This is a genomic window from Gemella sp. GH3, assembly GCF_013415425.1.
Classification (GTDB): Bacteria; Bacillota; Bacilli; order Staphylococcales; family Gemellaceae; genus Gemelliphila.
Window position 1 is genome coordinate 24,977 of sequence record NZ_JACBYC010000100.1, and the last position, 21,715, is coordinate 46,691.

At 28.4% G+C, this 21,715-nt stretch carries 16 protein-coding genes; 15 read left to right on the forward strand and 1 reads right to left on the reverse strand.

Annotation, left to right across the window (positions count from 1 at the left end):
• Window positions 1–73 precede the first annotated feature (73 nt).
• From purB to HZY83_RS03695, 11 genes are all read left to right on the forward strand, one after another.
• Window positions 74–1,378: an adenylosuccinate lyase gene (gene purB, locus HZY83_RS03645; protein WP_179942717.1), complete on the forward strand. Its 1,305-nt coding sequence runs from the start codon at window positions 74–76 to the stop codon at window positions 1,376–1,378.
• 64 nt (window positions 1,379–1,442) lie between these two features.
• Window positions 1,443–3,098, forward strand: a complete 1,656-nt coding sequence (locus HZY83_RS03650) for a formate--tetrahydrofolate ligase (RefSeq protein ID WP_179942718.1) — start codon at window positions 1,443–1,445, stop codon at window positions 3,096–3,098.
• Between the two features lie 311 nt (window positions 3,099–3,409).
• Window positions 3,410–4,852 (forward strand): amino acid permease, encoded by a 1,443-nt coding sequence (locus HZY83_RS03655; RefSeq protein ID WP_179942719.1) that lies wholly within the window; start codon window positions 3,410–3,412, stop codon window positions 4,850–4,852.
• 193 nt (window positions 4,853–5,045) lie between these two features.
• Window positions 5,046–6,485 carry an amino acid permease gene (locus HZY83_RS03660; RefSeq protein ID WP_179942720.1) on the forward strand — a complete coding sequence of 480 codons (1,440 nt, stop codon included), beginning with the start codon at window positions 5,046–5,048 and terminating at the stop codon, window positions 6,483–6,485.
• A 177-nt stretch (window positions 6,486–6,662) separates the two neighbouring features.
• Entirely contained in the window at window positions 6,663–7,439 is a 777-nt protein-coding gene (locus HZY83_RS03665) for a 6-phosphogluconolactonase (protein WP_179942721.1), read from the forward strand.
• A 23-nt stretch (window positions 7,440–7,462) separates the two neighbouring features.
• Entirely contained in the window at window positions 7,463–8,815 is a 1,353-nt protein-coding gene (locus HZY83_RS03670) for a hypothetical protein (RefSeq protein WP_179942722.1), read from the forward strand.
• A 2-nt stretch (window positions 8,816–8,817) separates the two neighbouring features.
• On the forward strand, window positions 8,818–9,708 hold the full coding sequence (locus tag HZY83_RS03675; RefSeq protein WP_228098454.1) for a DMT family transporter: 891 nt from the start codon (window positions 8,818–8,820) through the stop codon (window positions 9,706–9,708).
• Window positions 9,709–9,739: 31 nt separating this feature from the next.
• Entirely contained in the window at window positions 9,740–11,011 is a 1,272-nt protein-coding gene (gene rho / locus HZY83_RS03680) for a transcription termination factor Rho (protein ID WP_179942723.1), read from the forward strand.
• An 8-nt stretch (window positions 11,012–11,019) separates the two neighbouring features.
• Window positions 11,020–11,613 (forward strand): beta-class carbonic anhydrase, encoded by a 594-nt coding sequence (locus tag HZY83_RS03685; protein ID WP_179942724.1) that lies wholly within the window; start codon window positions 11,020–11,022, stop codon window positions 11,611–11,613.
• 71 nt (window positions 11,614–11,684) lie between these two features.
• Window positions 11,685–14,114 carry a leucine--tRNA ligase gene (leuS, locus tag HZY83_RS03690; RefSeq protein WP_179942733.1) on the forward strand — a complete coding sequence of 810 codons (2,430 nt, stop codon included), beginning with the start codon at window positions 11,685–11,687 and terminating at the stop codon, window positions 14,112–14,114.
• A 10-nt stretch (window positions 14,115–14,124) separates the two neighbouring features.
• Window positions 14,125–14,349, forward strand: a complete 225-nt coding sequence (locus HZY83_RS03695) for a KH domain-containing protein (RefSeq protein WP_179942725.1) — start codon at window positions 14,125–14,127, stop codon at window positions 14,347–14,349.
• Window positions 14,350–14,379: 30 nt separating this feature from the next.
• On the opposite strand, the gene HZY83_RS03700 is transcribed toward HZY83_RS03695, so the two are convergent.
• Window positions 14,380–15,087: a UTRA domain-containing protein gene (locus tag HZY83_RS03700; protein ID WP_179942726.1), complete on the reverse strand. Its 708-nt coding sequence runs from the start codon at window positions 15,085–15,087 to the stop codon at window positions 14,380–14,382.
• A 142-nt stretch (window positions 15,088–15,229) separates the two neighbouring features.
• Between HZY83_RS03700 and malQ the strand changes: the two genes are divergently transcribed.
• Genes malQ through HZY83_RS03720 form a run of 4 tightly spaced genes read left to right on the forward strand, consistent with a single transcriptional unit; the run spans window position 15,230 to window position 21,454 of the window.
• Window positions 15,230–16,768, forward strand: coding sequence for a 4-alpha-glucanotransferase (malQ, locus tag HZY83_RS03705; protein WP_228098455.1), 1,539 nt, complete (start codon window positions 15,230–15,232; stop codon window positions 16,766–16,768).
• Window positions 16,769–16,779: 11 nt separating this feature from the next.
• A complete protein-coding gene (gene glgP / locus HZY83_RS03710; RefSeq protein ID WP_179942728.1) occupies window positions 16,780–19,041 on the forward strand; it encodes a glycogen/starch/alpha-glucan family phosphorylase in 2,262 nt (753 codons plus the stop codon).
• A 26-nt stretch (window positions 19,042–19,067) separates the two neighbouring features.
• Window positions 19,068–19,859, forward strand: coding sequence for an endonuclease/exonuclease/phosphatase family protein (locus tag HZY83_RS03715; RefSeq protein WP_179942729.1), 792 nt, complete (start codon window positions 19,068–19,070; stop codon window positions 19,857–19,859).
• Window positions 19,860–19,873: 14 nt separating this feature from the next.
• Entirely contained in the window at window positions 19,874–21,454 is a 1,581-nt protein-coding gene (locus tag HZY83_RS03720; protein WP_179942730.1) for an alpha-glucoside-specific PTS transporter subunit IIBC, read from the forward strand.
• Window positions 21,455–21,715 lie beyond the last annotated feature (261 nt).

The following is a 21,715-nucleotide window of genomic DNA, read 5'->3' on the forward strand; positions in this document are numbered from 1 at the left end:
TTGTAGTCTTATTGATGAATCTTTTAGTAAGGAATGTGAATATAATAATATAAATAAAATTAGGAGATATTTTATGATAGAGAGATACAGTAGAGAAGCTATGCGAGAAGTATTTAACGACAAAAATCGCTTTAATGCGTATTTAAAAGTAGAACTTTATGCTACTGAAGCATGGAGTAAATTAGGGATCGTTCCAAAAGAAGATGTAGATAAGTTGTTTGAAAATGCCAAATTTGATTTAGATGGTATATTAGAGTTAGAAAAGGAAACAAAGCATGACATAGTAGCTTTTACAAGAAATGTATCTAGTTATCTTGGAGAAGAAAAAAAATGGATTCATTATGGACTAACATCTACTGATGTTGTTGACACTGCTTATGGTTATTTATATAAACAAGCTAATGATATTTTATTAGATGATTTATTGAAATTTCAAGAAGCTTTGAAAGAAAAAGCACTTGAGTACAAATTTGTTCCTTGTATTGGTAGGACACATGGAGTACACGCTGATATAAGTAGTTTTGGTTTGAAATTTGCTCTATACTATGACGAATTTAATCGACATATAAAAAGATTTAAAGAAGTTAGAAAAATTATCGAAGTAGGTAAAATTTCTGGAGCGGTAGGGACATTTTCTAATACGCCTCCAGAAGTACAGGATTATGTATGTGAAAAATTAAGAATAGAATCTAGTAATGTATCGACACAAACGTTGCAACGTGATAGACATGCAGACTATTATTCAACTTTAGCATTAATAGCTAGTTCAATAGAAAAAATTGGAGTTGAGATAAGACATCTTCAGCGTACAGAAGTAAGAGAAGCAGAAGAATTCTTTTCTAAGAATCAGAAAGGTTCTAGCGCTATGCCTCACAAAAGAAATCCTATTTCAAGCGAAAATATGGCAGGCTGTGCAAGAATAATGAGGGGATATATGTTAGCATCTTATGAGAATATACCATTATGGCACGAAAGAGATATATCACATTCAAGTGCAGAGCGTATACTAAGTAATGATGCTACAACTTTATTAGATTATATGTTAAATAGATTTACAAATGTTATAAAAAATTTAACAGTATTTACAGACAATATGATAAAAAATATTTACGCAACTAATGGTGTTATTTTTGCTCAGATGGTAATGAGTAATCTGATAGAAAAATATGATTTTTCTAGAGAAGAAGCCTATGATTTAGTGCAACCAATAGCAATGAAATCTTGGTTTGAAAATATTCCATTTAAAACTTTACTAGAAGAAAATAAAATAATAAAAGAATTTATATCAAAAGAAGTGTTAGATAGTTGCTTTGATTTAGATATTCATTTAAAAAACATTAATAAAATTTATAATCGTATTCCAGGATTAGAGAGTTAACAAAATTAAGGATGTTACTATTTAAGGTTAAGTTTGATATAAAATAAAAAAGAGAGGTAATAAAATGAAACCAGATTTTCAAATTTCAAATGAATGTGAGAAAAAACATATTGTAGAAGTTGCATCAAAGCTAGGTATTAAAGAAGAAGATTTAATTCTTTATGGTAATTACAAAGCAAAAATTCAAATAAAAGATTTAAATAATGAAACTAACGATAATGCAAAGTTAATTTTAGTTACGTCTATAAATCCTACATCAAGTGGAGAAGGAAAGTCTACAGTAACTATAGGACTATCTGATGCTTTAAATAAAATAGGAAAGAAATCGTGTGTTGCACTTCGTGAGCCATCATTAGGACCAGTTTTAGGGAAAAAAGGAGGTGCTTCTGGAGGAGGATATGCTCAAGTTGTACCTATGGAAGAAATTAATCTACATTTTACTGGAGATATGCACGCTATTACGACAGCGCACAATGCAATATCAGTCTTGATAAATAATCATATTTTCCAAGGCAATGAATTAGATATAGATAGAGTATTATTTAATCGTGTAATGGATATGAATGCAAGAGATCTTCGTCATATAAAAATTAATGTAGGAACAGATTTAGAAAGAGAAGATGGTTTTGATATTACAGTTGCCAGTGAAATAATGGCTATCTTATGTTTATCAGAAAGTTTGGGAGATTTAAAAGAGAAATTAAAAAATATTTTATTAGCATATAATTCAAAAGGAGAACCAATTTATCTAAAAGATTTGCAAATAGAAGATGTAATTGCGGCTCTATTAAAAGATGCAATAAAACCAAATATTGTTCAAACTCTAGAGAATAATCCTACTATAATTCACGGAGGACCATTTGCGAATATAGCACATGGTTGTAATTCAATAATAGCAACTAAAACAGCTTTAAAATATGCAGATTATGTTGTAACTGAGGCTGGCTTTGGAGCTGATCTTGGAGCTGAGAAATTTTTGGATATTAAATGTCGTAAATCTGGTTTAAAACCCAAAGTTGCAGTTGTTGTAGCAACAATAAAAGCATTAAAACTTCATGGTAATGTTGAAGAAAAGGACTTGAAAATAGAAAATATAGATGCATTATCAAAAGGTATTGAAAACTTACAAAAACATATAGAAAATCTTAATAAGTATAATTTACCAGTAGTTATAGCTCTTAATGTATTTACTACAGATACAGAAAATGAACTTGACTTCATAGAAAATTGGGCTTTTGAACAAGGAGTCAAGTTATCACGAACAGAAGTTTGGGAAAAAGGTGGAGAAGGTGGTCTAGACCTTGCTAAAAAAGTTATCGAAGAAGCAGAAAACAATAATAAAGATTTAAAATTGCTTTATAGAGATGATGAATCAATTCTTAATAAAATTGAAAAAATATGTAAAGAAATTTACGGAGCTGATGGAATTGATATAGAAGATAGTGTAAAAGAAGAAATAATAAAGATAGAAAAATTAGGTTTTAAAAATTTACCTGTATGTATGGCAAAAACACCAGCTTCACTAAGTGACAATGCGAAAATAAAAGGTAGACCTAGTGGATTTAAAATTACTATTAATGATGTGAAGTTAAGAAGCGGAGCAGGATTTGTTGTTGCATATGCTAATAAAGTATTAACAATGCCGGGATTACCTAAAGTTCCAAATGCATTAAATATTAAAATTGATGAAGAAAATGAAAATATTTTAGGGATTTTTTAGAATAAACATTTCTATACATCAAAATTTTAATATTAAATTATAATAAACTAGAAGGATGTTGAGTTTCTTCTAGTTTATATTTTTAGAATAATATAAGTATATTTATAAAATTGAATTTTATTATGCTAGTTATATAGATAATAATTATGAAAAATATACCCTAGGAAATTTTATTTTAAATAATAATATTTTCTTTAAAGATAGTTATTAATATTGAAATATTTTCAATTATTAATAGTTATAATTATCTTTACAATGAAGCATAATTATTGTATAATTATTTTAATTTTTTTAATAAAGGAAGTGATTTTATGAAACAGAAAAGAATGAAAAGAAATTTAAATTCTCGTCATGTTTCTATGATGGCAATAGGAGGATCTATTGGAACAGGATTATTTATGGCGACGGGAGCCATGTTTAGTCAAGCAGGATCGTATTTATCAGTAGCATCATATATTTTTATAGGTGTGTTTATTTATCTTTTGATGTCAGCTGTTGGTGAATTAGCAAGTTTTTATCCTGTCTCTGGTTCATTTAGCTCTTATGCAGAAAGATTTGTTGATCCATCTTTAGGTTTTGCTTTAGGATGGTTATACTGTATAATGTGGATTTTAGTTGCGGGGATAGATATTATAACATTAGCAAAAGTTCTACAGTTTTGGTCTTTCTTCCAACAATTTTCTATTATGAGTCTGTGTTTATTCTTTTTATTAGTTCTTTGTATTATCAATATAGCAAGTGTAAAATTTTTTGGGGAAGTAGAATATTGGTTAACTACAATAAAAGTTTTAGCAGTTATATTTTTCTTGCTTGCAGGTGTGGGATTAATTTTAGGTGTTTTGGGTGGAACAACTCACAGCTTGAATACTTTTGTAAATAATAGCAAGTCTGCAGAATTACAAGGTTTTTTAGGTTTCTTTGCTATTTTATCAACAGCAGCATTTTCATTTGGTGGTACGGAATCGGTAGCAGTAGCTTCTGGTGAATCAAAAAATCCAGAGAAAACTATGTCTAAAGCAGTAAATAAAGTGTTTTGGCGTATACTAATTTTTTATGTAGCAACGATATTTATTATAGCGGCAGTAATACCTATAACTGATCCTAGATTGTTAGATACATCTAATATATCAGCTTCACCTTTTACTTTAGTATTTGAGAATGCAGGATTTTTACTAGCGGCTTCTGTAATGAATGCTGTAATTTGTGCTTCTGTGTTATCTGCGGCTAATTCAGGAATTTATTTTTCTAGTAGACAGTTGTTTTCATTGGGTACAAGAGGATTAGCACCAAAAATGTTTTCTAAATTAAGTACAAATTCAAGTCCACAGTCAGCAGTTTTGTTGTGTATAATTTTTATAGTACTAACTTTTCTTTTTGAAAAATATAATGCTACAGGATATTATATGTTGTTATCTTTAGTAGGATTAATAATTGTTTGTGTTTGGATAATAGCAATATTTTCTCAAATTAGACTTAGAAAAGCTATTATTAAACAAAACAAAAATATAGAAGATATTTTACCATATAGAGCTAAATTTGGAATTGTAGGATCTTATGTTGCATTAATAGCATTTATACTTTTAATAGTTTTACAGACATATTCAGATTTTGTAGCTAAAGGTGTATTAGCAGGTATATATGATTTACTGCCTATTATATTTATTTTGGCTTTGTATTTTGGTTATAAATTAATAACTAAAAGTAAGATAGTTAAAATAGAAGATATAGATTTACAGAAAAGTTTAGAAGAATAAAGTGATTTTTTATAATACATAATTGTATGAAAAATATAAATTTAAGAGTGATTGATGCTCTTATATCAGCACACCAAAGTTATAGTTGTTATCTAACTTTAGTTGTGCTTTTTATTATATTTAAAACTTTACATTATACTATAATTAATGTATAATTATTCTTATTTTTCTAAAGAGGATGTGAGTTGTTTTAATGGTACACAAAAAAATGAGGAGAAATTTAAGCTCTCGCCACGTTTCTATGATGGCAATAGGAGGATCTATAGGAACAGGTATTTTTATGGCGACTGGATCAATGGTTAGTCAGGCAGGCTCGTACATATCTGTTGCAGCTTATACATTCATAGGAATTTTTGTTTATTTTCTTATGTCAGGAGTTGGCGAGTTAGCAAGTTTTTATCCTGTTTCTGGTTCTTTTAGTTCATATGCAGAAAGATTTGTAGACCCTGCGTTAGGGTTTGCGTTAGGTTGGCTATATTGGCTGATGTGGATTTTAGTAGCAGGTATAGATATAATAACTTTATCTAGAATTTTACAGTTTTGGGATTTTTTTCAGCAATTTTCTGTATGTACATTGAAGTTATTCTTTTTATTAATACTTCTTATTATAAATATAACAAGTGTCAAAATTTTTGGAGAAGTGGAGTATTGGCTTACTACTATTAAGGTTTTAACAGTTGTAGTATTTTTAATAGTAGGAGTATCAGTGATATTTGGTATTTTAGGGGATAATACTTATGGTTTAAATACATTTGTAGCTAATGCAAAAGGAAACTCACTTCAAGGATTTTTAGGCTTATTTGGTATTTTATCTACAGCAGCATTTTCATTTGGTGGTACAGAATCAGTAGCTATAACATCAGGTGAATCACAAGATCCTAAAAATACTATTCCAAAAGCAGTAAATAAAGTATTTTGGCGTATATTACTTTTTTATGTTGGTACAATTTTCATAATAGCATCAGTTGTATCAGTTACAGACGAAAGACTCTTGAATACGTCTAGTGTCTTAGCTTCTCCATTTACTATAGTATTTGAAAATGCAGGCTTCTTATTAGGAGCAGCTGTTATGAATGCAGTTATATGTTCTTCGGTTATATCAGCAGGAAATTCAGGGATTTATTTTGCTAGTAGACAGTTATTTTCTTTAAGTACAAGAGGACTTGCTCTTAAGCAATTCTCTAAGCTAAGCACTAATTCTGTCCCTAATTTAGCAGTATTTATATCTGTAATATTTATAATTTTAAGCTTTATATTTGAGCATTATAATTCTGCAGGATATTACATGCTTTTATCTTTAGTAGGAATAGTAACAATATGTGTATGGATAGTAGCTATATTGGCGCAAATACGTCTTAGAAAAGCTATTGTTAAGCAGAATAGAAATTTAGAGGAATTATTACCTTATCAAGCAAAATTTGGTTTAACAGGATCATATATTGCTTTATGCGTATTTATTACGTTAATATTTTTACAAATTTATTCAGATATAATTTTAAAAGGATTCTTAGCATCTTTATACAATTTATTACCAGTAATTATAATAGTAGCAATTTATTTCGGGTATAAAGTTGTTAATAAGACGCAGATAATAAAATTAGAAAAAATAAATTTAGACAAAAATTTTGAATAATTTTTTATACTAATGATGATATTTACTTATTTATTTTGTAGATGTCATCATTTTTTGATTTTTGTTTTAATGCAATAAATTAATTATTGAAAACATACTCAGCTTTGTACTAATAATAAAATATGATATAATAATTGTTAATTATAAATAATATCCTTAAGAAAAGGAGTGCTAAATTTGAAATATGTAGTATGTAATAGTGAAAATGCGGTTTATAATAGAGTATATGATGAGCTAGAAAGATATATAGAAGATGGAGCTGTATTTTCTTTTTCTGAATCTCTTATTGGTACTCAATTTACTAAAAGAATGATTGATGAATATAAAAATGGTAAATATAAGTATAATCATATAATATTTTTAGGACAAAAAGAGTTTACTTTTATACAACCAGAAGAGGAATCAAGTTTTTATAAATTAATGAAAAAGAATTTGTATCTCCCTTTAAATGTTGATTATAAGAATATTTTTTATCCTAAATATTTTGATAATCAATGTATAGAAGATTATAGAAATATTTTAGAAGAGAATTTAATAGATGTGGTTATTTTGACCGTTAATAGTCTAGGTGAAGTTTTGAATTATACAGAGGTTACTAATGAAAATAATAATATTCATATATATAAAACTTCTGCTCGCGAAAAAAATAGTCTTAGACAAAAATATAATCTTACTTTTGAAAATGACATAATTAGTATAGGTTATGATAATATAATGAATGCTCGCAATATATTTTTGGTAGTTTTAGGAAAAGATAAAAGAAAATATGTTGAAAAAATATTTGAGGAAGAAAAAAATAATAATGAAGTATTATCTTTATTAAAAACACATAATAATTTAACGGTCTTTGTTGATAAAGACGCGGGATATAAAACAGAAGAGGAAGTAAATAGATTAATTAAAGCTAAAAATAGAAAGAAAGCGATAGAAGAAATTCGTCATTTGGAAAAATAAATTCAAATTATGAAAGGTTAGCTATGGAACAATATGAAAAAATTTACAATTATGATTTTGGTGAATCCGTAATTGGAGATAAGGTAGTAGTAAAATTTACAATTAAAAATAGCATTTCAGCTTATAAATTTTTAACTTTGTTTAAAGATAAAAAAGGTGAGAGGTTTTCTATAAAAAAAACAGATAGTAGAGAAATAATCGTAGGAATAGGCCATGAATATACATGGAATCTGGATACTAATGATTTTTTGAAAACTTATGATAATACAAGTGTTTTAGATGATTTTGCTAATCTACTAGATCAAACAACAGTAATAGAAATCGATAACCATAAAGATGATTATTTTGGCCTGTACGGTGGTGTATCTGATGGAAATAATAAGAAGTCTCAGGAATGGATTGATTTTAGTGATACTATGTTTGTTATTCCTAATATTTTAGCAGTTTTTTATGAAGAAGATATACATTTTACTATATTTTTCAAGAAAAAAAAGGATACTGATATATATACACAGTGGCGTGATATAGTTAGTTTTTTAGGAAAATTAGATGATGAAGAAGAACTTTCTTTGGAAGATCCAGAAGTAAAAGTAGTTAGAGAAATTTATCCTGAAGTTTGGCAAAATAATATTAAATTAGCATTAGAGGAAATAAATGCTGATACATTTTCACGTATAGCGTTGTCTAGGAAAAATCAATTAGTTTTAGAAAAAGATATCTCTTTACCGTCTGTAGTGAAATACTTTTTGAACAAAAAATTACCGTATATTGCCTTTGAATCAAAAAAAAGCATGTTCGTTACTAGTAATCCTTTATTGTCATTATCTAAAAAAGATGATGATTTAAGCATATATATGTATTTACAAAAAGAAAGTTTGTTTAACGGCGATTTGTCAATAGATTTTAATGAAGAAGACATAGAGCAAGAATTTGTAAATAGATTAGAAGCTAAAACTGGATACAATTTTACTGTTCAAAAAGACAAAAGATTAATCGGAAGTAATTTGGATGTTTACTCAATGTTTTCTACTAAAGGAAAGAATTCGATAAAAGATATAAAACTACTTAGTTTATTATACCCTTTATCAATAATAAAAGGACATCCAAAAGAAGTTACAGAGAAATTTTTGATAGATAAAGAGGACGGTAGTTACGGTTTTTGGTATTATCCGTTCGGATTTATTAATAGTAAACTAGATTGTAAATTTTATAGTTGTGGTAATATGTTAGTATCATTGAGTAATATTATAACGATATTTACTACTATTTTAGTTAATAAGAATTTAAATTATGAAGATATAGTATCAAATAGTGATAAATTAGTATTGAAGAACTTAAAATTATTTGCTGACAATAATGTTAGTAAGGGGGAGTAATTTTGAAAAATCTTTCTATGAGTCAACAAGGTATTGTTATGACTTTTTTAGGAGCAACTTTTTGGGGATTATCAGGAGTTGGAGGAGAATACCTTCTTAATGTTTCTAGGTTGGATTCTACGTGGTTAATAAGCAATAGATTATTTTATTCAGGATTAATAATGATCATATTGCTTTATTTAAAAAATAAAGATAGAATATTTGAAATATTTTCTAGTAAAACAGATAGTGTGAGCCTTTTATATTTTGCTTTTTGCGGTTTATTAGTTTGTCAGGCTACATACTTTATGGCTATAAAATATACTAATGCAGGAACAGCTACAGTTTTACAATATTTGGGACCACTTATAATAATGGGATATTATTGTTTTTATAGAAAGAAATTCTCTAAGGTAAATGAGCTTTTGGCTATTTTGTTATCATTGATTGGAACAATTATAATAGTTTCACATTTTAATTTTGAAAGTTTATCTATTTCTAAAGAGGGATTATTTTGGGGTATATTTTCTGCAATAGGTCTAGCAACTTACAATATTTTATCAATTAAATTAATTTCAAAATATGGCGCTATGTTAACTGTAGGATGGGCTATGTTTTTATCGGGAGTAATTGTACAAATTTTTACTAAAAGTTTTTATATTCCACAATATTTTGGTATCAAAGAATTGATAGCTTTTATTGTGGTAGTATTATTTGGTACGATACTTTCGTTTACTTTTTATTTGCACGGAGTGCAACTTATTGGTGCAGTTAGAGGTAGTATTATCGCTTGTTTTGAGCCAATTGCAGCAATAATTTTTTCTGTTTTACTTATAGGTACAAAATTTAATTTTTATGACATATTAGGATCATTTTTTATATTGATAGGAGTAGTTATTTTAAATAGAAACTAATAATATTAAATAAATTGAGGAAGAGAAGAATATGAATTATCAGAGTTTTGACGATATGTATAAGACTAAAACTACTAAAGAATTGACACTTAGAGCAAAAGAATTAGGAGTTTTACGTTATTCTACATTGAATAAAAAAGAGTTAATTTTAGCAATATTAGAAAAAGAAATGGAAAATGATGGTAATTATTATTTAACTGGTGTACTAGATGATATTCACCCCGAACAAGGCTTTGGATTTTTACGTACAGTTAATTATAATAAAGGGGAAGTTGATATTTATATTTCAGCTTCTCAAATAAGGCGCTTTGAATTGAAAAAAGGTGATGAAGTAACAGGAAAAGTAAGAAAACCTAAAGAAAATGAAAAATATTATGGTCTACTGCAAGTAGATTTTATTAATGGGGTTAATGCTGAAGAAATTAAATCAAGACCCCATTTTCAAGCACTAACTCCAATTTATCCCAATGAAAAAATAAGATTAGAAACTATAAAAGAACGATTGTCGACTCGCTTTATAGATTTAGTAGCCCCTATAGGATTCGGACAGAGAGGGCTTATCGTAGCTCCTCCTAAAGTAGGAAAAACTACTTTATTAAAAGAAATAGCAAATGCTATTAGAAAAAACTATCCTGATAAAAAGTTGATTATACTATTAATTGATGAACGTCCAGAAGAAGTTACTGATATGGAACGTTCTGTGCACGGTGCAGATATCGTTAGTTCGACATTTGATGAAAAACCCGAAAATCATGTTAGAGTATCAGAGCTAGTTATTGAGCATGCTAAGAGAAGAGTTGAATTAGGTCAAGATGTAATTATTTTGATGGATAGTATAACTAGATTAGCTAGAGCATATAATATAGTATCTCCTAGTAGTGGAAAAGTTTTATCAGGAGGGGTTGATCCTTACAGTTTACAAAAACCTAAGTCATTTTTTGGAGCAGCAAGGAATGTCGAAGGAGGCGGAAGTTTAACTATAATTGCTACGGCATTGATAGAAACGGGATCAAGAATGGACGATTTGATTTTTGAAGAATTTAAGGGTACAGGGAATATGGAATTATTTTTATCTCCTGAATTAGCGATAAAAAGAGTATTTCCTGCAATAGACTTTGCTAAAAGTTCTACAAGAAAAGATGCTTTATTATTATCAAATGCTGAATCTTTAGTAATGTCTCAAACTAGATATAAATTATCTAATGTGAGTGAACCGACGATAGGAGTATTAAATCACCTAAAAAAATACAGTTCAAATTTAGAATATGTAGAAGAATTAATAAAATTTGTTAATAAAGATTAGGAGATGTAATGAGATTATTAGATGAAATACTAGAGTATAATAAAAAATTTGTTGAACAAAAAGAGTATGAAAAATACCAAACGGAAGATAAATATCCAGCAAAAAAAGTAGTAATGCTAACTTGTATGGATACAAGATTAGTAGAACTTTCTACAAAATCACTTAACCTTAGTAGTGGTGATGTTAAGGTAATAAAAAATGCAGGAGCCATACTAAGTCATCCTTATGGATCTATAATACGTAGTTTAATAATAGCAGTTTATTTGTTAAAAGCAGATGAAATAATAGTTATGGGTCACTATGACTGTGGTATGCAAAATGTTGATACTAATTTATTAATAAAAGAAATGTGGGAAAGAGGAGTAACTTCAGAAACATTTAGGATATTGAAATATTCTGGAATAGATTTAAAAGAATGGTTACATGGTTTTGATGAAGTTAAAGAGAGTGTAAAGCATGATATAGATATTATAGTGAATCATCCTCTAATACCTAAAAATGTTTATGTTCATGGATTGGTAATTGATCCTCAAACGGGGAAAGTTGATTTAGTAGAAAATGGATATGACAGAAGGTTTAACGATGCACAATTAAATGCATAGATAACTATGCCATATTGATAATGACTAAAAAAATTGTTATAATTAAAAAATAATTATTGAATGGAGTGAAAATAGTGTTTAACCATAGAGTAATAGAGAAAAAATGGCAAAATTATTGGGAAGAAAATAAAACTTTTAAAACAGAAGATAACCAAGACAAGAAAAAGTTTTATGCCTTAGATATGTTCCCTTACCCATCTGGAGCAGGACTACACGTAGGACACCCGGAAGGATATACTGCAACGGATATTTTAAGTAGATACAAAAGGGCCAAGGGCTATAATGTGTTACATCCTATGGGATGGGATGCATTTGGTTTACCAGCAGAACAATATGCTTTAGATACTGGAAATGATCCTAGAGAATTTACTAAAATAAACGTAGATACTTTTCGTAGACAAATCAAAGAATTGGGATTTTCTTATGATTGGGATAGAGAAGTAAATACAACAGATCCTGATTATTATAAGTGGACACAATGGATATTTATCCAACTTTATAATAAAGGACTTGCTTATGTAGATGAAGTACCTGTAAATTGGTGTGAAGCTTTAGGAACGGTATTGTCAAATGAAGAAGTAATTGATGGAGTATCTGAACGTGGTGGCTATCCTGTTGAACGTCGTCCTATGCGTCAATGGGTATTGAAAATAACAGAATATGCAGAAAGATTGCTTAATGATTTAGATGATTTAGACTGGCCAGAAAGTCTAAAAGCTATGCAACGTAATTGGATAGGAAAATCTGAAGGTGCAGAAATATTCTTTAATGTGGCGGATACAGATTTAGATTTCAAAGCATTTACTACAAGACCAGACACATTATTTGGAGCAACTTACTGTGTGCTTGCTCCAGAACACAAATTGGTAGAAAAAATAACTACAGAAGATCAAAAAGAAAAAGTTAATTCTTATGTTGAAATGGTAAAAAGAAAATCTGATTTAGCAAGAACAGACCTTAATAAAGATAAGACGGGTGTATTTACCGGGGCGTACGCTATAAATCCATTTACTAAGAAAAAAATTCCTATTTGGATAGCAGATTATGTATTAAATTCTTATGGAACAGGTGCTGTAATGGCTTGTCCTGCGCACGATGAACGAGATTATGAGTTTGCTAAAAAGTTCAATTTAGAAATAATACCAGTCATAGAAGGTGGCGACTTAGAAAAATCTGCTTACACTGGAGATGGAAAACATATTAACTCCGGATTTTTAAATAATTTAGATATTAACGAAGCAATTAAAGTAGCTATAGAACATCTAGAAAAAGATAATTCAGGAGAAAGAAAAATTACCTACAAGTTACGTGATTGGTTGTTCTCACGTCAAAGATATTGGGGAGAGCCTATTCCTGTGATTATTTGGGAAGATGGAACTATGACAACTGTTCCAGAGGATGAATTACCACTGTTGTTACCTATTACAGACAATATAAAACCTTCAGGAACAGGAGAATCTCCATTAGCGAATTTAACTGACTGGGTAAATGTTACTTGTCCAAAAACTGGAATGAAAGGTAAAAGAGAAACAAATACTATGCCACAATGGGCAGGATCATGTTGGTACTATTTACGTTATATAGATCCACATAATGATAATGTATTTGCAGATTATGAAAAATTAAAATATTGGTTGCCAGTCGATATTTATATAGGTGGTGCTGAACACGCTGTATTACATCTTTTATATGCGAGATTTTGGCATAAAGTTCTTTATGATTTAGGGCTTGTTCCTACAAAAGAACCATTCCAAAAATTATTTAATCAGGGAATGATTTTAGCAGAAAGTAAAAATGGAAAAGCAGAAAAAATGTCTAAATCAAAAGGTAATGTAGTTAATCCTGATGACATAGTAAAATCGCATGGTGCAGATACATTACGAGTTTATGAGATGTTTATGGGACCTTTAGATGCTTCAATAGCTTGGAGTACAAACGGTCTTGATGGATCTAGAAGATTTTTGGATAGAGTTTATAGATTATTTGTCGACGAAGAAACTAATACAATTAATGATAAAGTTATTGACAAAGATAATAAAGATTTAGAAGTATCATATAACTTTACAGTTAAAAAAGTAGGAGAAGATATAGAAAATCTACAGTTCAACACAGCTATATCTCAATTAATGGTATTTGTAAATGATTGTAACAAGGCTGAGTATATACCTAGGGAATACGCATTAGGATTTATTCAACTACTTGCACCTTTTGCACCACACTTAGCAGAAGAAATGTGGAGTATCTATGGTAACAATGAAACAATATCTTATGTGCCATGGCCAAGTTATGATGAGAGCAAGTTAGTAAGTAATAGCGTAGAAATAGTAGTTCAAGTTTTAGGGAAAGTTAGAGCTAAATTAGAAGTAACAAAAGATTTAACAAAAGAAGAGTTAGAAAAAGTTGTACTTGCAAATGAAGATATTCAAAATTTAATAATAGGAAAACAGCTAGTAAAAGTAATTTCGGTGCCTAATAGATTAGTAAATCTAGTTGTAAAATAAGGAGTATATTATGGAAGAGTTAATTTATAATATTGTGAGTGAAATAGTAGAACACAAAGAAGATATAAAAATAGATAAATATATAAAAAATGGAAGAGAACATTATTTACTTACAGTTAATCCAGATGATTGTGGTCGTATTATAGGGAAAAAAGGGATGACTATTAATGCAATAAGAACAGTAATAAATTCTACAAATTTTTCAAAAAAAGTTTATCTTAATATAGTTGAATAAAGATAAAGAGAGCTGAAGTTTCAGCTCTCTTTATCTTTTTGCTATTGTTACAAATGTAAATTTGTCTGGACGATAACTTACAGATCCATATTGAAATATAGTGCCATTAGATAAATAAGTTGTACTTTCTACAACAGCAACCATATCGAAATCAAGTAAATCCATATTTTGTTTTTCTTCTTCTGTAGCGTATCTAAAGGATATTTCACGACGCGAATGAGCTATCTTTAATCCTAGTTCATTTTCTAAGTAGTTATATATAGAATTTTCAGCTATTTCTTTATTTAAAAAAGGAACTATCCTTCTGTCGAAATATGATACTTCATATTCTAGTTTTTCTCCATTAATTTCACGTGTTCTAGAAACACGATAAAAATCAACGCTATCTGAAACTTTAAAGATAGACATTAATTTTTCTTCTCCTTGTACTATGTATAAATTTGATAATTTTGTAGATATATTATATCTACCATCTTTATTTAATTCAGAAGATGTTTTGAGTTCTGCAATATAGTTGTTTTTCGTACGCCCTCTACCTAATACTGTGGAATTTCTACCTCTTAATTTTTGGATATATCCATCTGTTTCAAGAAGAGATAATGCTCTTCTTATAGTATCTTTTGAATATCCGTACTCAACCATTAGTTCGTTTTCACTTGCAAGTTCATCATTTCGTTTCAAAATATTATTATCAATTTTATTTTTTATATCATTATAAACTTTTTTATATTTACTCATAATTCCCTCCTAAATTTCTTCTTCATTATATAACTTTTTTTTCTAAATAACAATAAAAAAGTAAATCTCGCATATAAATACGTAAATATATTATTTAAAATCAATAGTTTTACGTAAAACTATTGATTTTGTTATTTTATTGTTGTATAATATAGTTGTAATTAAAGATTATAGAAAGGAGATAAGTAATATGAAATCTAGAACGAGTGGAGTTTTAATGCATATTACGTCTTTACCTGGAGAATTTGGTATAGGAACATTTGGGAGAGAAGCCTATAATTTTGTAGATTTTCTTGATGAAACGAAACAAACTTATTGGCAACTATTACCTCTTACTACTACTAGTTATGGAGATTCTCCTTATCAATCATTTTCTGCTGTAGCAGGAAATACTAATTTAATTGATTTTACATTGCTAGCAGAACAAGGTTTACTAGACAAAGATGACTATATTGATGTAAATTTTGGTAGTAATGTAGAAGATATAGACTACGGATTACTTTTTGAAGTTAGAAGACCTATTTTAGACAAAGCAGTTTCTAAGTTTTTATCTATTCAAGATAACATAACTAAGTTAAATGATTTTAGAGATAAAAATAGAAATTGGTTAGTAGATTATGCTGAATATATGGCTATTAAAGAGCACTTTAATCATGCTGCATTACAGAAGTGGCCAGATTTACGAGCTAAAAATAGAGATTTTAATACATTAGAAAGATACAGGGATACTTTAAAAAATGTAATATTATATTACGAGGTTACACAGTATTTCTTTTTTGAACAATATTTAAATTTAAAAAAATATGCTAATTCGAAAGGAATAAAAATTATAGGAGATATGCCTATATATGTATCTGCTGATAGTGTTGAGATGTGGACTATGCCTCATTTATTTAAAGTTGACAGTAATAATGAACCTTTGGCAGTTGCTGGTTGCCCAGCAGATGATTTTAGTCCAGAGGGACAATTATGGGGAAATCCTTTGTATAACTGGGAAAAACATAAAGAAACATCTTATGAATGGTGGATATATCGTATAGAAGAAAGTTTCAAAATTTATGATGTTTTAAGAATAGATCATTTCAAAGGATTTTCGGATTATTGGCAAATAGATAGAAATTCACAGAGTGCCAAGTATGGAAGTTGGCAAGAAGGTCCAGGAATTGAATTATTTGAAAAAATAAAAGAACGTTTAGGTAATCTACCTATAATTGCAGAAAATTTAGGATTTATTGATGCTAAAGCTGAAAAACTGTTGGAAGATAGTGGCTATCCAGGAATGAAAATATTACAATTTGCATTTGGAGGAGAAGATAGTTTTGATTTGCCACATAACTATACTGCAAACAGTGTTGCTTATACAGGGACACATGATAACGACGTTATTAATGGTTGGTACGAAGAACAATCAGAAGAAACGAAAAAATATGTAGATAAATATATAAATAGACATAAAGACGAGCCTATAACTAAGGCTATGTTACGCACATTATATTCTAGTGTCAGTAATACAGCAATAGCGACTATGCAAGACTTACTAGACAAAGATAAATCTTCAAGAATGAATCTTCCTTCTACTGTTGGTCAAAACTGGAGATGGAGAATGAAAAAAGAAGATTTAACTCAAGATAAAAAAGAGTTTTTGAAAGAAATAACAATATTATATAAAAGAGAACGTTAGGGGTAAACTAAATGACTAAAAAATTTACAACATATTTAAAAGAAAAAAATAAGAATTTAGAAAAATTAACTAATGAAGAAATATATGTAGAGTTATTAAATTTCGTTAAAGAAGGAGCAGAAAATAAGAAAAAAAATACTTCTAAGAAAAAAGTATATTACATATCTGCTGAATTTTTAATAGGAAAACTTTTATCAAATAATCTGATTAATTTAGGTGTATATGATGAAGTAAAAAAAGAACTAGCAGAAGCAGGCAAAAATATAAGTGAAGTTGAAGATGTAGAATTAGAACCATCACTAGGGAATGGTGGTTTAGGTAGATTGGCTTCATGTTTTATTGATTCTATATCATCTCTAGGAATAAATGGAGAGGGAGTTGGACTTAACTATCATTGCGGACTGTTTAAACAAGTATTTGACAAGAATCAACAAACAGCAGTTCCTAATTTTTGGATAGAGAAAGAAAGTTGGTTAAAAGATACAGGTATTAGTTATGATGTACAGTTTAAGAATTTTACACTACGTTCAAAATTAAAAAGAATAGATGTATTAGGTTATAATAAAGATACAAAAAATTACTTGAATCTATTTGATTTAGAAAGTGTAGATTACCAACTTATAGAAAATGGAATAGAGTTTGATAAATTAGAAATTGACAAAAATTTAACTTTATTTTTATATCCCGATGATAGTGATAAAAATGGAGAATTATTACGTATTTATCAACAGTATTTTATGGTATCTAATGCAGCTCAGTTAATTATAGATGAAGCATTAGAAAAAGGAAGTAATTTACTTGATTTAGCAGATTATGCTTATATTCAAATAAATGATACTCATCCTAGTATGGTAATTCCAGAGTTAATAAGATTATTAACAACAAAGCATAACATTTCTTTTGAAAAGGCTTGTGAAATTATTAAAAATATGGTAGGTTATACTAACCATACTATTTTGGCAGAAGCATTGGAGAAATGGCCATTAGACTATTTAGAAGAAGTTGTTCCGCAAATTGTAGATATTATAAAACAACTTGATAAGCTTGTTAGAGAGCAATATAGTGAAGAAAATCTACAAATAATAGATAACAATAATAGAGTTCATATGGCTCATATGGATATTCATTTTTCAAATAGTGTAAATGGTGTGGCAAGACTTCATACAGATATTTTAAAAAATAGTGAATTAAAACACTTTTATGAAATTTATCCAGAAAAATTCAATAATAAAACTAATGGTATAACATTTAGAAGATGGTTAGAATTTTCAAATCAAGAGTTAGCTGAATATATTAAAGAGTTAATTGGTGACAAGTATCTAGAAGATGCTACAGAATTAGAAAAATTACTTGCCTACGTTAATGATAAAGAAGTTCATAAAAAATTACAAAAAATTAAATATGATAATAAATTAATTTTGAAAAAATATTTGAAAGATAACAAAAATATAGAATTAGACGAGAATAGTATAATTGATACTCAAATTAAGAGATTCCATGAATATAAACGTCAACAAATGAATGCACTTTATGTGATAAATAAATATTTAGATATTAAGAATGGTAATTTACCTAAACGCAAAGTAACTATTATATTTGGAGGAAAGGCAGCTCCAGCTTACACAATAGCACAAGATGTTATTCATTTGATATTGTGCTTGTCAGAATTAATAAACAATGATCCAGAAGTTAATAAATATTTAAATGTTTTCTTAGTTGAAAACTACAATGTAACTGTTGCAGAAAAATTAATACCTGCTTCTGATATATCAGAGCAAATATCGTTAGCTTCAAAAGAAGCAAGTGGTACAGGTAATATGAAATTTATGTTAAATGGTGCATTAACTCTTGGAACAATGGACGGAGCCAACGTAGAAATTGCAGAATTAGCTGGTAAAGATAATATTTATATTTTTGGTAAAGATAGTGATCACATAATAGATTTATATGAAAAAGAAGCTTATAAATCTAAAGAGTACTATGAAAAAGATAATATTAAAAAAGTAGTTGATTTTATTGTTGATGAAAAACTTGTAGCCCTTGGTAGTAAAGAGAGACTTACGAGACTTTATAATGAACTTATAAATAAAGATTGGTTTATGACACTAATAGATTTTGAAGAGTATGTTAAAACTAAAGAAAAAATGCTAGAAGATTATGAAAACCAAGATTTATGGTATGAAAAAGTAATAAATAATATTGCAAAAGCTGGTTTCTTCTCATCAGATAGAACTATATCTCAATATGACGAAGAAATTTGGAAAACAAAATAAATTGAAAAGGAGTAAGAAGTACAAATATGAAATTATTAACATTAAACGTTCATGCTTGGTTAGAAGATAATCAATTAGAAAAGATAGACACTTTAGCAAGGGCAATAGCAGATAATGACTATGATGTTATAGCTTTGCAAGAAGTTAATCAAACTATAACAGCAGAAATAGTTGAGAATAATTTAAAAAAAGATAATTATTTATTTGTACTTCTTGAATTCTTGAAAAAATATACAGATACTACATATAAATATTTTTGGAGCAATTCTCATATAGGTTATGATAAATATGATGAAGGTATAGCGATTTTGACTAAACATAATGCTAGTTATGATGAATTTTATTGCACAAAAATTACAGATATTAATTCTATAGAAGCTAGAAAAATAGTTTCTGCTTCATTTAGTTATGAAGGAGAAAGTGTTGAATTTTATAGTTGTCATATTAATCTTCCTACTAGTAAAAAAGAAAATCAGCTTGATAATATTACTAATATTATAAGTAGAACAACTGATAACAAATTGAAATTTTTCATGGGTGATTTCAATACAGATGCACTAAGTAATAAACAAGCTTATACTAATATTTTAAATTTAGGTATTTATGATACGTATAATTTAGCAGAAGAAAAATGTTCAGGAGTTACGGTTGGTCATAATATAGATGGTTGGAAAGATAGTAAAGGAGAAAAAAGATTAGACTATATATTTACTAATAGATTAATAGATGTAGAATATAGTAAAGTTATATTTAATGGATATAATTATAATGTAGTATCAGATCACTATGGATTAGAAATAAGAATAAAAATAAAATAAAGGAGAACATTACAATGTTACAAAAATTACAACGTTTTGGTGGAGCGATGCTGATGCCATCAGTTTTATTCGCTTTTGCCGGGTTGGTCGTAGGACTGACGTCTATTTTAAAAAATCCTGACTTAGTAGGTAGTATAGCACAAGAGGGAACTAATTGGTTTAAGTTCTGGTTTGTAGTTGAGCAAGGGGGATGGACATTATTTAATCAAATGCCAATAGTTTTTGCTCTAGGTATTCCTATAGGACTTGCTAAAAAAGCAAATGGTCGTGCAGCGTTAGAGGCATTTGTTATTTATATGACATTTAATTATTTTATAAATGCTTTCTTAACACAATTTACATTCTTCGGTATAGAAATACCAAAAGAAGGAAAATTACCTACAGGACTTACTCAAATTGGTGGAGTAACTACATTAGATACATCAATTATTGGTTCTATTGTAATTGCTTCTATAGCAGTATGGATTCATAATAAATATTTTGACAAAAAGTTACCAGAACTTTTAGGAATTTTCCAAGGTACATCTTTTGTTATTATAGTAGGTTTCTTAATAATGTTACCAGTTGCATTTTTAACAGCATTACTTTGGCCAAAAGTTCAATTAGGAATTGCAGCTTTACAAGGATTATTAAAAGCTTCTGGAGTAATAGGAGTATTCTTGTATACACTACTAGAAAGGTTATTAATTCCTACTGGATTACATCACTTTATTTATGGACCATTTATGTTTGGACCAGCAGTAGTAGAAAATGGAATTACAGCTTACTGGGCAACTCATATTCAAGAGTTTGCTAACAATACAGCTCCATTAAAAGAGCAATTCTCACAAGGAGGATTCTCTCTACATGGTAACTCTAAAGTATTTGGATTGCCAGCAGCAGCTTTAGCTATGTATGTGACAGCTAAAGATAAAAAGAAAAAAATAGTTGCGGGATTATTATTACCAGCAGCACTTACTGGATTCTTAACAGGAATAACAGAACCAATTGAATTTACATTCTTATTTGCGGCTCCTGTATTATTCATAGCTCACGCAGTGTTAGGAGCATTGATGTCTAGTATTATGTATGCGTTAGGAGTTGTTGGTAACTTCGGAAGTGGATTAATAGACTTCCTATCGTTAAACTGGTTGCCAATGTTCTCTAACCACTCTAGCCAAATGTTTATTCAAATTGGAGTAGGTCTTACTTTCTCAGTAATTTACTTCCTTGTATTTAGATTCTTGATTTTAAAATTAAACTTAAATACACCGGGGCGTGAATCTGAAGATAGTGAAACTAAATTATATACTAAACAAGATTACAGAAATAAAGATAGTAAAAAAGATAAAACTATTGTTAAAGATGATTCAGCAACACATGCCGATCAAGCAGCAATTATTTTAGAAGGTCTTGGAGGTAAAGATAATATTGCAGAGGTAACAAACTGTGTTACACGTCTTAGAGTTAATGTTAAAGATGAAACTTTAGTAAAAGATGATAATTTCTTAAAACAGTCTGGTGCTCTAGGAGTAGCACGTAACGATAAAGCTATTCAAGTAATAATAGGATTCTCTGTAGGTCAAGTTCGAGAAGAATTTGAGAAATTGTTATAGTAAATATTTCTAACCAAATAAAAAGTGATAATACTTTTGTATTATCACTTTTTTAATTGTTTATTGGTAATTTAAAAATTATTAGCTCATACAAAAATAGTTTAAATATAAATTTATATTGCGTAAATTCTTTTTTTATGTTATGTTTGGTTAGTAAGATATTGATAGGATTTAGTCCTAAAATAAATATATAAACGTGAGAATAAAATATGATAAAAAATAAATCAATAATATATAATAAATACAGTTATACTATATTAG